Genomic DNA, 15,263 nt, shown 5'->3' on the forward strand with positions numbered 1-15,263 from the left:
GTGTGTAAACAATAGTTAATTTATTAACAATTAACGTTAAAAAAATTAAAAAATTAGTCTTCCTCCCTTGATTCTTCAATCAACTTTTTTAATTTTCGTCCTCTTTCATTGACATCCAATGAAATATCTATGGCATCTTCTTCAGCAATATTGCTGGGAAGATATTTTGTTGGAATGTTTATCTTCCTATCGTCATCAAGGACAATTACAGCCACATCATCTTCTATTTTTTCTACAATGCCATGTATTCTCACGTAAAACACCTTCTTTTTATTAATTATACACCCGTCAATTTCCTTTATCAACATTAAGAAGGATCTTTTATGCCGCAAAAGTTTTGTTGCCACACATTTTATTTTAAAAACTTTACAAGCAAATCGACAACACTTTGAAGTTCCTCATAAGTTATCTTTCCATCCTCATTTGCGAGAAAGCACTGTTCAGCATGTTCATTTATGATAGACAATCCAACCTTTTCCAAGGAAGCTCTTACTGCTGCTATTTGAAGCAAAATATTAGAACACCCTTTGTCTTCTTCCACCATTTTTTCTATTCCAGCTATATGCCCTTTTATGGTTTTTAATCTTAAAAGTACATCATCTTTTATACTTTTGGTCATAGCGCTCACCTTTCAATTATATTTTATCCCCTTATCTAATTTTTCAAAAATTATGCTCATTTCTTTCTTAAAAAGTTCTTTCCAGTCAAACATTTTAGCAAATTTTCTCCCATTTTGTCCGTATATACTCATTTTATCATAATTTTCTATCAAATCTATAGTTTTTTCAACAAAATCAGATACATTGTACTTTATAGTTATACCACACTCATTTTCTTTAATCAATTTTCCTAAATCGCCAATGTCTGTTGCTACGACAGGAAGACCCGACGCCATGTATTCTACAGCTTTAAGTGGAAAAGAATATTTAATAAGCTCTGTTGGAAAAAGCGTACAAAGTCCAAGATCGGCTTTATTAAAGTACATCGGCAAATCATTATACTTTACTTTCCCCAAAAAATGTACAGCATCACTTACTTTGCAGTCTCTCGATAATTTCCTAAGAACATGTTCATATTTTCCCTTCCCGAGTATCATCATCGAAACGTCATACTCTCGTCTTAATATAGGAAGGGCTTTTATAGGCATCTCAATACCCGACCAATGTTCTAATGAACCACTAAATAAAATGACTATTCCTTGATGCTTTTCCCTTTCTCCACTAAATAATTCACAATTGACACCATTTGGTATGTAATATGGTGTAATGCCTGTCATGTTTTTTCTCAATTCTATCAGATGTTGATTAACAGAAAATGTAACATCGGAATTTTCAATACAATATTTCTCCATGTTTTTCGTTCTCTCGTAAATATCATCATACTCAAAAAACGCAGGAAAATAGTCAATATCCTCATAAGCCAAAAATTTTATTCTACCTGCTTTCAGAAGTTCAACAGCAGTCAAACCTGCCCATGGGCCTTGTGCAATGCATATATCGTATTTAGAATAATCGAGTTCCATATATTTTTTATATAAAATCATCGGGCTAAAAAGACTTGCAAATTTAACAGGAATCCCTATATAATTAATAGTCCCTTCTTGCTTTTTTAATACTCCAAAATCATCGTATCTGCAAAATACTACCGTCAAATCATATTTGTCTTTTAGATAATCTATAAGATGGTGACTTCTTTGGGGAAGCGAATTTAAAATATCAATAAATGTTATAAATAAAATTTTCATAGATAACCTCCTCACGCTTACAAGAAAAGCCAGCTTATGCTGGCTTTTCTTGTTTTTAATACGACTTTTAATACGGTGAATACGGAGCTTTCTGTGGAGGGAATATAGGTGGGAATGGCCTTTGCATGAATTCATCACATACATTTGTCGGAAACTCCTCGCACTCAGGCGGTTGCGTACTATGAGATGTAATTTTCAGGATTTGAAAACCTGTAATGAATTTTTATTTTGTGGTCATTAAATATCTCAATTTCATCGATGAGACTTTCCACCATTTGTCGTGTCAAATCATTCATCTCGACTATGCATTTTATTTTTTCCACCGCCTGCTGCAACAAATGAATTTTCCTGTTTTCAGCATTTATCTCATTTTCAATTTCTTTTAGTTTTTCGCTATAAATACTTGCTTCTTTCTGAAGCCCTTCTGAAAGCATTTTAAACTGTTCATCTGTCAACAGTCCTTTGATCTTGTCAAAATACATTTGTTTAAAAGTATTCTGCAGATCTGATAATTTGCGTTTATACTCTTCATAAAAAATTTTTTGCTCTGTATAATTTTCTTCAACTGAATCTTCTGCAAGTTTTAGCAATTGAGTTTTGTCTACGTATTTTCCTGAAATACTTTTTAAATCATTCAATATCACCTGTTTTAACTTTTCTTCGGATATAGAATGCATTGTACAAGCCTTTGAACCATATTTCCTAAATGCTCCACAGATAAGTTTCCAACACGGCTCTTTTCTGTCTTTATCGTAAAAATATCCCATGTAGGAACCGCAATCGCCACACCTTGCCTTGCCTGAAAAAAGATGAACAACATGTCCAGGTCTAAATTTCAACTTAGAACGATTCTTTATTATATCTTGCACATGCCAAAAAACATCTTCACTTATAATTGCTTCATGCATATTAGGTTTTTTTATCCACTCTTCTTCAGGAACATCTTTCATTTTCTTAACTTTATACGATATTCTTTTCCTTTTGTGCTGAACAATCGTTCCAATATATACTTCGTTTGTCAATATTCTGTGGACAGCGTTGCTGTTCCACATTTTAATTTTTTGATTACCATTTTTATAATTTTCTTTTGATTCTGCTGGAGTTGGATAACCTTCATCAGTCAATATTTTAGCTATCTTTTGCTTGCCAAAACCTTCCATATATAATGAAAAAATTCTTTTGATTGCTTCAGTCGTAATATCGTTGGCAGGTACCAATCTATTCTTATTATTAGGATCCTTTTTGTATCCGTATGGAGCGAATGCACCGATGAATAAACCGTCTTTCATTTTGCTTCTAAGATTAAATCTAATTTTTTTTGATATATCTTTTGCATACATGTCGTTTACAACATTTCTAAATGGTATGCTATCATCTTCCCCATTTAATGTATCGATGCCATCATTTAAAGCAATGTATCTAACGCCGTACTCTGGAAAAATTTTTTCCAAATACTTTCCCATCTCAATGTAATCCCTTCCGAGGCGAGAAAGATCTTTAGTCACGATGCAGTTTACTAATCCTCTTTCCACATCTTCCATCATTCTTTTAAAATCATTTCTTTCAAACGTAGTACCACTTACACCGTCATCTATGTAAACATCGACAAGGTTCCAATTGTTCTCAAAAACATACCTTTTAAGCTCGTTTTCCTGCATTTTTATACTTTCACTATAACCTTTGTTAAGATCTTCTTTAGAAAGCCTGCAGTAAATGGCACAATCCCAAATTTTATTTAACATAGCACCCTCCTTAACAAATAACCACTACAACATATTATTTGATGCTTAAAGCTTGTTTAACGATTTGCTTTAATAAATCATCTAAACTTTTCCCTTTTTCATTAAAGACCCTCTCAACAACAATATTATCATCATCCATTTTATCTGATTTCTTTTTCTTTCTGCCCAATTGAACTGCCCCCCCTTTAAAATTCATCTTATACAATATATGAATCAATAATTTTTTTAATTTCAGAAAAAGCTTCCGTAATTCTATCCTCATAATAATATTGAAAAAAATCGCTAATCATGCTATTATAATAGGCGATATATACCCACCCGGTATATAAGGGTATCCCATAGAAGGAGGAATTTTACTGTGAATAATAATGACAAAGTAGCAATAATGCCTTGTGCAGGGATTGGGCAAATTTTTGGGCAAATAACAAGGGAAGTTGGATACAATCTTGTTGATGATTTATACCCTGAAAACACCGTTTTAGTGTGTCCACCAGCTTTAGCAGTAGATATTCAGGAAGATATAGATTTTATAAACGAATATCCTGTATTGGTTTTAAATGGATGTAAAGATCGATGCGCGACAAAATTGATTTTGCAAAAAGGCGGCCAAGTCGAAGCGGAAGTTTATCTTCCGGACATACTGAAGAAAGAAAAGATCTCGCTGAAAGATGAGAAAAGAGGAAAATTAGGTGAAAAATCTAAATTGGCCATTCAAAAAATGACTGAAGATGCCAGTATGTTAGTAAAAAATCTTTTAAATAGATAAAAATTAAGCATAGCAAACTAAGTTTATTCATTAGTTTCTATGCTTATTTTTTTATTTTCAAATTTTAAATACATTGAATGTTACATAGAATTATTTATTTTATTTGTACATATTATTTACTATAAATGATAGGCAGGGAGGGATATTTTTTGCTATTTAAAGGGTATCATAAAATAGCAATTCCTATTTTGTTGTTAATAGCCACAAGCATCTGGGGAATATTGTTTTTCAATAAAACATTATCTACTGTAGCAGACAACAAAGAAGAAATAAAGCCTTTTCTGGATGCTTTTTTTGAGTCAAGAGGAAGTGTACTTTTAAGCGGAAATATTAAAGACATAGAAAAATATTACGATGTTGCTAACACAAACGGCAAATGGGCATTAGAGCATGAAAAAAGGAGAATCGACTATGTAAAAGGATGGTCTGAAAAAAGAAATCTTAAATTCGTAGAAGCACAATCAATTTACAGAATCAAAAGTCTAAAAGTTGGTGAACAGTCTATATGGCTCTATTTGGTAGAGACGATGAAGATGGGCTACGAGTACAATGTAAAGCCTAATTTGATAAACTACATGGGGCTTGGGATTCGCCATTCCATTCAATTGGTTAAAATCAATGGCAATTGGGTGATACGCCGTGATTGGTATTACGATCCATTAGATGAAGATTCGGCATTTATAGATATTAGCCCTGCTGACGGGATAGCCACAGAAATATCGCCAACCAATACCACTCCTGCAGGAGACACCCAAAATCAAAAAAAAGGAAATTATGACAGAGAAGGTGCTGTCAGGTATGCTGATACATACGCCGGTGCTGCATGGGGCAGCGGAAATAACTATGAATACAACAAAAAATACAGAGATTACAATGGCATTGGTGGCGACTGCACAAATTTTGCTTCACAAGTCTTACACGAAGGGGGCGGACTAAAAATGGACTACATATGGAACTTTAACGGTCGTGACTCCAGTACGGCATGGGCACAAGCTCCTGCACTGTTTAACTACCTTATATACAATGGAAAAGGAAGGCTTATCGCACAAGGTACATACACAGACATGGTAAAACCATCGGATTCACACCCTGCAGGGGCGATACGGGAACTAAAAAAAGGCGATCTTATTTGCTATGAAGAAAAGGGTGAAATTGTTCACTTCGGCGTTGTAACTGGTTTTGATTCTTACGGAATTCCTGTCGTAAACACGCATACATCTGATAGATACCACGTTCCATTTGACTTAGGATGGGATAAGAAAGTCATCTATAGGTTTATCCACATAAATGATTAAAGAGAGGCAAGATCCTCTCTTTAATCATTTATGTCTGATCAAGACTTGTAAGAACATCATCAAAGACATCTATCCTGCATTTCTGATTTTTTACATCCCAATGAGTACATATTTCACAGCTTCTTGATGATAAGTTTGCCATAGACATCACTGAAGCCTTCCCTAAAGAACCATCATAGCTAAAATCAGGACACATTTCACCCACTGCTTTTAGCTGATCTCTATTAGCCATTTATATCACCGCCTGTACTTCTTTTTATCGCGTTTTCTATGTCTTCTGGCGTCATTCCAGTTGCATCAATTATTGGCGATCTTGTATACGTATTTTCAAAGCCAAGCATGTCTTTGTGTTGTCCTGTTATTACAATTGCATCATAATCATTTACGTTAATACCGCTTAAATTGCTATCTTGCTCAAGATTTACCACATCATATCCTTTACCAGTAAGGTATCTTTTTACATTTGAAAGCTCTCTTTCAACGGCTATCTTTTTCCCCATCAAAAACACCTCCAATAGCGAATACATAATTATTATTAGTTTAATGTGTCTTTTTATTCGCATAGGAGGACTATTAAAAGCGATAAAAACATTAAAAGCGCGGCCGCCGTCAATAACACTTTTCCCCATTGTGTCATATAAATAAAATCATATCTCCTCTCAGGAAGTTCAAGATTTCTAAATATTCTGCTGATAGTCCTCATATCATTAAACCAATATGATACATACAAAAAACCTCCAATAAGCCCTACAATACACCCGACAATAAAAAAATAGTTGCTGTAACTTACGTACGTAGAATGTATTCCATTTAAAGCAATATTAGCAATAACTGCAATAAGAGATAAAATTATACCCAGCAAAATACCTTTCAAGCTAACAACTCCTAAATACATTAATATCTACCTTTTTCTTCTCGAATAATTATATCATATTTTGATTATTGCTACATTTAATCTTAAGCAAATATAATATATCATATCAAATAATATCTTATAATTCTGTCGGCATACTCTGCTCTTTTATCCCATGAATTTTCTCGCGCCACTTCCATAAGCCTTTCCTTTTTCACGACGTCAATATTTTCAATGGCTTTTTTTATTAAATGCACAAATTCTTCCTTGCCATCGGCAGTGTAAATTCCATCGCATCTTATGATAGAAGGCAATTTGGAAGAAACAATTTGTTTTCCAGCGCTTAAGTATTCATACATTTTTATTGGATCGGCTCCTTCCGTCATAGAAGTTATTTTAAAAGGAATTATAGCAACATCAAAATACTGTAAATATTCTGGAAGAATATCATATTTTTTCTCTCCCAAATAAAAAATATTGTCTCTAACCGGCACTTTGCTTGTATTCAGATTAGGACCAATGTACACAAACTTGTACTCAGGACATTTTAAAGCAATATAATCCACTAAATCCCAATCTATCCATGTTGCTAATGCTCCTATATATCCAACTATAGGTTTACCTTCAGGCAAATCAAAAGGTCTTTCTGAAAAAATTTTGCTTGCTTTTTTAAAATGATCAAAATCCGCACCATTTGGCAACAAAAAAGTTCTTTTATTGGCTTTAATATTTATATTAAATAGTTTTTCAGATGAAGCAAATACTATATTGGCAGCTTTTTGCATTTCTTCAAAATTAAGCTTCCATTCTGTAAATTCTTCTGATGGATAATCTATAGAGTCAAATATCAAATATTTTTTCTTAAACATTTTTAAAAAACTGTAATTGGGAGGATATGATATCCATACTATTGGAATCTCTTTAAACTTTACACTGCCAATGTCTACACCATTTACAATGTATAAATTTTTCTTCACCTCTATTATTCCTCTATTATAACTATCATCAAAAGATTTATTAACATAGTAAACCGTATAATTTCTTTCAGACATACGGCTTAATATCTGCTGGGGTCTCTGATAAAGCCAATTAAAATTAATAGTAGGTGGATATATAATCGTCGCCATACAAATACCTCCTGCTAAATTTTCTAACTTTGTACCCATAATATTCAGAAAATCTCAATTTCGCTAATTCTAAAATCCACAAATATTGTTAATTTATTATCAAAGCAGGAATTTTAAACTTAATGTAGAATATAATTAATTGGCTATTTTATGAAGGAGGTGTTACTGGATTAAATGCACATAAAAAAGAAAGATGAGTACATAAACATAATGGTTGTGCCAAGCTCTAAAAAGGACATAAAAAGCTTTAAAATAAAGAGATCTGCTTTAAAAGCTTATATATTTGCAGCAACAGTACTTTTGATAGGCTTGTTTTCAACCTTTTTTTATTTTGCAGGAAAATACACATATCTTTCCGCTGCAGTTTATGAAAAAGACAAGATAATTGCAGAAAAAAATCAAAAAATAGCAGAAATGCAAGACATAAATCAATCTCAAGACAAAAAAATCGCCATGCTTAATGATAATGCCAAGAAAATAAGTGACAAAATGAAAAGCCTTGACGAGTTAGAGCAAAAAGTCAGGCGAATGGTAGGGTTAAGCTCACCAGAAACAAGTCGTGGCGGCATAACACGTGATTCAAGGAATCTAACTCTGGATGAAAAAACTACAAATGAACTTTCAAGCGAAATAGATAATAAAACGTACGAATACAAAGCACTGATAGATGACATAAGTAAAAGATTGGATTATCTTGCATCGCTGCCATCATCCTATCCCGTCGTAGGACCTATAACATCACCATTTGGAAGTCGCACATCCCCTTATGGCGAAAGCTCAGAATTTCACCCTGGAATAGACATTGCCGTTGGATATGGCACACCTGTTAAAGCAGCAGGCAAAGGCATTGTAACCTATGCAGGATGGCTTTCCGGATATGGAAATGTGGTCATGATAAATCATGGTTATGGAATCACTTCTGTTTATGGCCATAATTCTCAACTGTTAGTAAAAGTAGGACAAACTGTAAATAGGGGTGATGTCATAGCAAAATCTGGCAGCACAGGTCGCAGTACAGGGCCACACGTGCATTTTGAAATAAGGTTAAATGGCAATCCAGTTGATCCTATGAAGTATCTTAGCAAATGACGTATGATAGTTGCCAAACCCAAAAGGAGGTGTACTATGTTTCAAAGAAAAGATGCTAATACATTTGATGCAAATACTGATAAAATCGATACAATAATTGGCAAGAACACGAAGATAGAAGGAAACATCGTTTCTCAGGGCACTATGAGAATTGATGGAATCGTTACTGGAAAAGTCGAAGTAGAAGGTAATTTGATAGTCGGAGAAAATTCAAAAATAGAAGCTGATGTAAAAGCTGATAATATTTCAGTTTCTGGAGAGATAGTCGGAAATCTTACAATAAAAAATCAGGTTCAGATAACATCCACAGGAAAAGTGTATGGTGACATAGAAGTACAAAATCTCATCATTGACGAAGGTGCAATCTTTGATGGAAAATGTAAAATGAACAAAAAATCAGAAAAGAATGTGGATACTCAACAAAAGAAAAAAGATGTAAAATAAGGAGCTAAAGCTCCTTATTTTTGTATAAGTCTATGAAGTATCGCTGTGGCTTCTGCCCGAGTCGCAAAATTTTTTGGCATAAAGTGATATGTATCATATCCAGATATAATTCCTCTATTTGACAAAGCGACAATATCATCTTTAGCAAAGCTATTGTTTATGTCGATAAATGAACTATTAGAATATGGCTTATAACCATAAGCTTTTGCGATTATAGCAGCAATTTCTTCCCTTGTTATGTAATTATTGGGCCTAAAACTGCCATCACTATATCCACTTACTATCCCAAGTTTTTTAGCTGTGGCTATGGCATCTTTTGCAAAACTCTGCTGCGTATCCCAAAATCCTTCACCAGGAACTTCGTCAATTCCCATTACTCTTAAAAGCAATGTGACAAATTCTGCTCTTGTTATGTAATTATTAGGTCTATATGTACCATCACCATATCCGGAGACATATTTAAGCATCGCCATATCGTTGATATCATCTCTTGCCCAACTTGCAAATATGTCTCCGAAATAATCAACTGTATTTCCTTCAATAGCTTCCCAAAAATCCTGACTTTCGTAACCAAGCCTCCAAAAAGATATACTGTTTATCCCTACTGATGAAAGATAATCTAATTTCAACTTAAAGCTATAGGAATTTTCAAACCATACAGTATGCTTTACTCCATTTTTATAGTAAATATAGTAAGGTTCCTTATACACATTATCCCATAAGGCGTTGCCACCGTACATTCCAATCAAACTTTTTACATCGTCTTCTGTAACAGAAGTCGTTCCAGTTGAAGACCAATCGTATCCATAAGCCGGAAGCCCCATAACTATTTTATCCTTATCAATCGTCGATAAAGCATAGTTAGTGACATTTTGAAGCCAATCAAACGAGCAAATTGGGCCGCTGCTTCCACCTGACCAATGCTGATCGTAAGCCATTATGATAATTTTATCAGCTATCTTAGATATTGATGCGTAATCAAAGCCTCCAGCCCAAAGGCTTGATGGGCTGTCCGAAGTCATAGCAGGTATAGCAACAGTAAGCATTAAATTGTTAACTTCCAATTTTGATTTTAGATCCGATAAAAACTGGTTGTAGTTTTGTCTGTCGTTATATCCAATATTCTCAAAGTCAATGTTAACTCCTTTGTACCCACCGCTTTTTACTGCACCTACAATGTTATCAATCAAATTATTTCTTGCAGATGTATTATTTAATACGGAATGTATCAAACTATTGTCGAATGTCCCTCCCCGCATATTGTGAATAAGCAAAAGAGGTATCACGTTGTCTTTTATGGCTTCATCTTTTATCTCATCATTTTCAGTACCGTTTAAATTGCCGTTTTCATCAATGCCGTAAGTAAACGTTATTACGTAATTGATGTTTGATTCATTTTGCATAAAAGAATCGTAAGAACTGTTGTCTGAATCGTAATCATGTGTCGCATAAGCATACACAACCCTCGCCGATGCACTGGTTTTAGCGAAATTAAACAAAAACAAAGATAGAACTATAAAAGCTGCTATCAGCATAAAAAAAGCTTTTTTTATACGCATGCCAAAATCCCCCTTGTGCATTTTCAATATATATGATAACATTGGCAAGCATATATATTCAACCGTATAAATTTTCATAAAAAGGAAATGAGGCCCATAAAGGCCTCATCTATCCTTGAAACATATTTCTAGTATTATCGATATCCTGCTGGTTTGCATTGCTTACAGGATACCATCCTTTCTGTTTCATCAAATTGAATATCTCATAGTGGACATCGTGTTCTTCATTTAGTATATTCTTAATGTTGGAATATACATTTTGATTTGCGCTTTCTATACAAGCACTGTTATAAGATTGTAGTAAAAGTATTTCTGATTTTAAACAATCTGCAGTTATATCTTTATCAGTAAGAGTTGATGTTTGAGATGCACCCGCTGTATAAGTTTGATTCTTACTGCTTGCACTATTTAGATTCTGCATCGTAGTATTGTCAATCGCCTTGCTTATGCTACCTGCCGGCGAATAGTCATTAGGCATACCTGTAGCATTTATACTGCCAGTTGCAGTAGCAGTAGCGTTTGCTGATACATTTTTTAAATTGGAATTTGTATATGAATCTATTTGTTTGCTAATACTGCCACCCGACATATCCGGCATAGCTGCCGAATTCATGGCAGTAGTATTTACTTTTGCACTTTTTCTACCCATTTATATCACTCCTATTTCAATAAATTTAATAAAGAGTTGTAATGATTTTGATGCACGTTTATATTTTTCTGAAATAGATTTTTAAGCTGTGGATCTGTCACTTGATTCACAGCCGTCTGATACTTCTTTATTATCAATTGCTCTGATGCAAGTTCATCCGAAATATATCCAAGTTCTTTTTGAGTTAATGTCATATTTTTACCTCCTCCACAATTGTTTTTGCATATTTATTATTTGTAGTTGATTCTTTTTAATTCAAAAAAAAGCGCATTAAAGCGCTTTTAAACGATTGGAATATATTCACTATTTCCCGCCTCATCAATATCTTTAATCACTTCCTCAATAGTCAGTATGCCTTTTCTTATTTTATCTGCTTCACATGACGCATAGCTTAATCTTATATGTGAATCGTCTATTTTATTGGAAAAAAATATACTCCCTGGAACAATAGAAACGTTTCTCTCAATACATTTTAAATATATCAATTTAGCAGAAATATTTTTTTTCAATTTTAACCAAAAATAAAATCCCCCATCTGGAATATTAATCTCAAAATAACTATTGTCAGCCAAAAGGCGTTTCATCTCATCAAACCTATTTCTCATGATTTTTTTAAATCTTTCTACGTGTTTTTCCCACATTCCTTCCCTCAAATAAATCTCAAACGCTCTTTGCATCAAGCCGGAAGTTGATAGATCTGTAACATATTTGGCTTCAGCAAAAGAATTTATAAGATTTTTAGGAGATAATATAAATCCTAATCTCAATCCAGGCATGTATATCTTAGAAAAACTTTTTATATATATTACCCTGTCGTATTTGTCATAAGCTTTTAATGGTAAATGTTTGTTATTGCTGAAATTCAACTCATTTGAAAAATCGTCCTCCACGATATACGTATCATACTTGTATGCAATCTCAATTAGTCTTTTCATCTTTTCTACGCTGTATGATATACCAGTTGGATTTTGAAAAACCGGCATAGTGTATATTAATTTTGGTTTGAAAATCTTAAGCTTCTCCTCTAACGCATCTATATTGATTCCGTCTTTCTCAAGCTCTATATCCACAATTTCAGCACCTCTTGATTTAAAAGACGCTATGGCCCATGAATACGTAGGTGACTCAACCAAAACACAATCACCAAAATTTACCAACGCCTTTGATACAACGTCTATTCCCTGTTGTCCACCCGATATGATTTGCACATCTTCGAAATCGATGTTTACCTCATCTTTCTTTATAAACTCAGCAATGACTTTTCTGAGTGGCATATATCCCTTTGTATCTTGATATTCAAATGCGTATCCGCCATCTCTCTCCAAAACTTTGTTTATAATCACTTTAAAATCGTCAACCGGAAACAACTCAGGATTTGGAGATGATGATGAAAAATTTATCATGTTTTTATTTACAAGTATCTGTCCGTGTTCCAAAGCTTTTATATCTTCGATAGACACATCTGATTGTCTGACTGTCTCTGATACATACGTTCCGCTTCCGACTTTTTTGTCTATATACCCATTTGCCTCAAGTAGCCTATATGCATTTATAACAGTAACATTGTTTACGCCCAATTCTTTGGCTAAAGAACGTATGGTTGGCAGTTTGTAGCCTGGTGGTATACTGCCATTTTCAATGTATTTTTTAAATTGATTAAAAATCTGTATATAAAGTGGAGTAGACTTGCTTTTATCTACTGAAAAATTCACCATCTTCAACACCTCTTAATTTGTTTCGATACAATTTAATGATAACATAAATAATGACAATTTTGTACAAAATAATTTGCAAGAAAAAAACTGTAAAGAAGGTGGAAAAATGTTCTTATTGTTAAAAGGCGCAGAAGTTTACACGCCAAAATGCATAAGCAAAATGGATATACTTACCTGCAACGAAAAAATTGTAAAGATAGCAAAAAATATAGATATAAAAGATCTTCCTGAACTTTCAACCGTCGATTTAAGCGGGAATATAATTGTACCTGGTTTTATTGATCAGCATGTGCATATTGCAGGTGGTGGCGGCGAAGGAGGTCCTGCGACAAGAACTCCTGAGATAAAACTGACCGATCTAACAAAAGCAGGCATTACCACAGTTGTAGGGCTTTTAGGCGCAGATGGCATAACAAGAAGCATGACAGAATTGCTGGCAAAAGCAAGGGCACTGGAAGAAGAAGGCCTTACCACCTATATATACACAGGTGCTTATGAGCTTCCTACGAGAACACTTACCAATAGCGTTAGATCTGACATAGCGATAATCGATAAAGTGTTAGGCACCGGCGAAATCGCAATATCCGATCACAGATCGGCTCAACCAACAGAAGAAGATTTGACAAAACTTGCTGCAGAAGCCAGAGTTGGCGGGCTGTTAGGAAATAAACCGGGAATTGTGCATTTGCACGTTGGTGATGGCATAAGAGGTCTTACGCCTATCATAGACATCGTCAAAAATACTGAAATACCCGTCACACAGTTTATTCCAACACATGTAAATAGAAATGATCATCTTTTTTCACAAGCGATGAAATTTTTAAAGATGGGAGGCCGTATCGATTTAACATCAGATATAAAACCTGATGAAAACTCCAAAACTGCACTTAAGCCAATAGATGCAGTAAGAAAAATTGTAGAAAACAATCTTCCATTGGATAATGTGACTATGAGCTCTGACAGCAACGGAAGCATACCTGTGTTTGACGAAAACAAAAAACTTATTAAAGTCATGGTTGGAAGTACATTAACACTTTATAGAGATTTAAAAGAGATAATAACAAATGGTGTCTTACCACTTGAAACTGCCATAAAAATAATAACTGAAAATGTGGCTAAAGTGCTTCTTCTATACCCAAAAAAAGGTTGTATAAAAGAAAACTCTGATGCCGATTTAGTAGTTTTAGATAAAAATTTAAACATCTCATCAGTCATAGCAAAAGGACAATTTATGATTAAATTCAACGAGATAGTAAAAAAAGGCATATTCGAATGAAAGGACATTTTTAAAAATGTCCTTTCATTATGTTTATCAAAAATCAATAATTCCTCTTCAACACATCGTCAGCAATATCCATCATCAAATTCTTCTGCTCGCAGTCTGGCATAATTTCCAAGTATTTAACAGCTTTTTTTACATATTTGACAGCAAGTTCTTTTGAGTAATCTATACCACCACTCAATCTTACTTCCTTTATTATGTGATTCACATCTCTTCTGCTTAAATCTCTTTTTTTCAAAATTCCCTCAATCGCCTTCTTGCGATCCGTTTTAAGCGCATAAATAAGAGGCAATGTGTAAATTCCATTTAATAAATCACTGCCTAAAGGCTTTCCTACGATTCTCTCTACACCTTCGTAATCAAGAATATCATCAACAATCTGAAATGCAACACCTATTTCTAATCCAAAGTGCCTCATAGCTCTTATCATTTCTTTCGTAAGTCCCGCCTGTGATGCACCAGATTCACAGCTAATTGCGAACAATAAGGCAGTTTTTCTGTAAATCCTTTTTAGATATTTCCTAATGCTCAAATCAAGATTGTATCTATTGTCAAATTGTTCAATTTCGCCCTCACAAATAGCTTTAACGCCTCTTGCGATCAATTTTAGATTTTCCTTGGAAATAATATCAGCTATCAAGTTAAAGGCTTGGCTGAATAAAAAATCACCAGTAAAAACTGCTGTTTCTTTACCGTATTTGCTTTGAATCGACTTTCGTCCACGCCTCATCTTTGAATCATCAATGATATCATCATGTATAAGCGTAGCCATGTGCATTATCTCTATAGAAGCAGCTATTGGAATGATTTTCTCCTCACTGTATTCACCCATTCTGGCAATAGCTATGACAAGAAGCGGCCTTATCCTTTTACCTCCAGATAAGACTAAATCATCAATCGCTTTTTTTATAGTTGGAGAATTAGTCTTGATATTTTCCAAAATAAATTCATCTATCTTTTTCATGTCTTCCTTGACAAACTCATATTTATCAAACAAA

At 33.9% G+C, this 15,263-nt stretch carries 19 protein-coding genes; 5 read left to right on the forward strand and 14 right to left on the reverse strand.

Annotated elements, in window-relative coordinates:
* Positions 1-53: 53 nt before the first annotated feature.
* The 5 genes from GSH73_RS08555 to GSH73_RS13710 all read right to left on the reverse strand — a co-directional run bounded on the left by GSH73_RS08555 (position 54) and on the right by GSH73_RS13710 (position 3,655).
* Complete coding sequence (locus GSH73_RS08555) at positions 54-254, reverse strand: DUF3006 family protein (protein ID WP_014758426.1); 201 nt, start codon at positions 252-254, stop codon at positions 54-56.
* A gap of 98 nt (positions 255-352) precedes the next feature.
* Entirely contained in the window at positions 353-619 is a 267-nt protein-coding gene (locus tag GSH73_RS08560) for a metal-sensitive transcriptional regulator (RefSeq protein WP_013787818.1), read from the reverse strand.
* Between the two features lie 12 nt (positions 620-631).
* Complete coding sequence (locus GSH73_RS08565; protein WP_014758425.1) at positions 632-1,744, reverse strand: glycosyltransferase family 4 protein; 1,113 nt, start codon at positions 1,742-1,744, stop codon at positions 632-634.
* A gap of 179 nt (positions 1,745-1,923) precedes the next feature.
* Positions 1,924-3,486, reverse strand: a complete 1,563-nt coding sequence (locus GSH73_RS08570) for a recombinase family protein (protein WP_014758424.1) — start codon at positions 3,484-3,486, stop codon at positions 1,924-1,926.
* 34 nt (positions 3,487-3,520) lie between these two features.
* Positions 3,521-3,655 carry a hypothetical protein gene (locus GSH73_RS13710; protein WP_014758423.1) on the reverse strand — a complete coding sequence of 45 codons (135 nt, stop codon included), beginning with the start codon at positions 3,653-3,655 and terminating at the stop codon, positions 3,521-3,523.
* Between the two features lie 189 nt (positions 3,656-3,844).
* Between GSH73_RS13710 and GSH73_RS08575 the strand changes: the two genes are divergently transcribed.
* Positions 3,845-4,252, forward strand: a complete 408-nt coding sequence (locus GSH73_RS08575; protein ID WP_014758422.1) for a putative zinc-binding protein — start codon at positions 3,845-3,847, stop codon at positions 4,250-4,252.
* A 149-nt stretch (positions 4,253-4,401) separates the two neighbouring features.
* Positions 4,402-5,547 carry an amidase domain-containing protein gene (locus GSH73_RS08580; RefSeq protein ID WP_014758421.1) on the forward strand — a complete coding sequence of 382 codons (1,146 nt, stop codon included), beginning with the start codon at positions 4,402-4,404 and terminating at the stop codon, positions 5,545-5,547.
* A 28-nt stretch (positions 5,548-5,575) separates the two neighbouring features.
* Here the strand turns inward: GSH73_RS08580 and GSH73_RS08585 are convergent, their stop codons facing one another.
* The 4 genes from GSH73_RS08585 to GSH73_RS08600 form a co-directional block, all read right to left on the reverse strand.
* A complete protein-coding gene (locus tag GSH73_RS08585) occupies positions 5,576-5,779 on the reverse strand; it encodes a hypothetical protein (protein WP_014758420.1) in 204 nt (67 codons plus the stop codon).
* Positions 5,772-6,047, reverse strand: coding sequence for a YkuS family protein (locus GSH73_RS08590; protein WP_014758419.1), 276 nt, complete (start codon positions 6,045-6,047; stop codon positions 5,772-5,774). The genes GSH73_RS08585 and GSH73_RS08590 overlap by 8 nt, the downstream gene beginning before the upstream one ends.
* Before the next feature lie 53 nt (positions 6,048-6,100).
* The gene (locus GSH73_RS08595) at positions 6,101-6,421 is read right to left on the reverse strand and encodes a hypothetical protein (RefSeq protein ID WP_051408276.1); all 321 of its coding nucleotides are present in this window, start codon (positions 6,419-6,421) and stop codon (positions 6,101-6,103) included.
* A gap of 101 nt (positions 6,422-6,522) precedes the next feature.
* Entirely contained in the window at positions 6,523-7,527 is a 1,005-nt protein-coding gene (locus GSH73_RS08600) for a glycosyltransferase (protein WP_014758417.1), read from the reverse strand.
* Positions 7,528-7,701: 174 nt separating this feature from the next.
* Between GSH73_RS08600 and GSH73_RS08605 the strand changes: the two genes are divergently transcribed.
* Both GSH73_RS08605 and GSH73_RS08610 read left to right on the forward strand, forming a co-directional pair.
* Positions 7,702-8,616, forward strand: a complete 915-nt coding sequence (locus GSH73_RS08605; RefSeq protein WP_014758416.1) for a M23 family metallopeptidase — start codon at positions 7,702-7,704, stop codon at positions 8,614-8,616.
* A 36-nt stretch (positions 8,617-8,652) separates the two neighbouring features.
* Positions 8,653-9,060, forward strand: a complete 408-nt coding sequence (locus GSH73_RS08610) for a bactofilin family protein (RefSeq protein WP_014758415.1) — start codon at positions 8,653-8,655, stop codon at positions 9,058-9,060.
* 14 nt (positions 9,061-9,074) lie between these two features.
* On the opposite strand, the gene GSH73_RS08615 is transcribed toward GSH73_RS08610, so the two are convergent.
* From GSH73_RS08615 to pdxR, 4 genes are all read right to left on the reverse strand, one after another.
* Positions 9,075-10,619, reverse strand: a complete 1,545-nt coding sequence (locus GSH73_RS08615) for a glycosyl hydrolase family 18 protein (protein ID WP_014758414.1) — start codon at positions 10,617-10,619, stop codon at positions 9,075-9,077.
* Positions 10,620-10,728: 109 nt separating this feature from the next.
* On the reverse strand, positions 10,729-11,268 hold the full coding sequence (locus GSH73_RS08620; RefSeq protein ID WP_014758413.1) for a spore coat protein: 540 nt from the start codon (positions 11,266-11,268) through the stop codon (positions 10,729-10,731).
* 11 nt (positions 11,269-11,279) lie between these two features.
* Complete coding sequence (locus GSH73_RS08625) at positions 11,280-11,462, reverse strand: spore coat protein (protein ID WP_014758412.1); 183 nt, start codon at positions 11,460-11,462, stop codon at positions 11,280-11,282.
* A gap of 87 nt (positions 11,463-11,549) precedes the next feature.
* A complete protein-coding gene (gene pdxR / locus GSH73_RS08630) occupies positions 11,550-12,983 on the reverse strand; it encodes a MocR-like pyridoxine biosynthesis transcription factor PdxR (protein ID WP_014758411.1) in 1,434 nt (477 codons plus the stop codon).
* Between the two features lie 106 nt (positions 12,984-13,089).
* Here pdxR and iadA point away from each other — a divergent pair, with 106 nt between their 5' ends.
* Positions 13,090-14,259, forward strand: coding sequence for a beta-aspartyl-peptidase (gene iadA, locus GSH73_RS08635; RefSeq protein ID WP_014758410.1), 1,170 nt, complete (start codon positions 13,090-13,092; stop codon positions 14,257-14,259).
* 43 nt (positions 14,260-14,302) lie between these two features.
* On the opposite strand, the gene GSH73_RS08640 is transcribed toward iadA, so the two are convergent.
* Positions 14,303-15,262 (reverse strand): polyprenyl synthetase family protein, encoded by a 960-nt coding sequence (locus tag GSH73_RS08640; RefSeq protein WP_014758409.1) that lies wholly within the window; start codon positions 15,260-15,262, stop codon positions 14,303-14,305.
* Between the last annotated feature and the right edge of the window lies 1 nt (position 15,263).

The organism is Thermoanaerobacterium aotearoense (assembly GCF_009905255.1).
In the GTDB taxonomy this organism is placed as follows: Bacteria; Bacillota; Thermoanaerobacteria; order Thermoanaerobacterales; family Thermoanaerobacteraceae; genus Thermoanaerobacterium; species Thermoanaerobacterium aotearoense.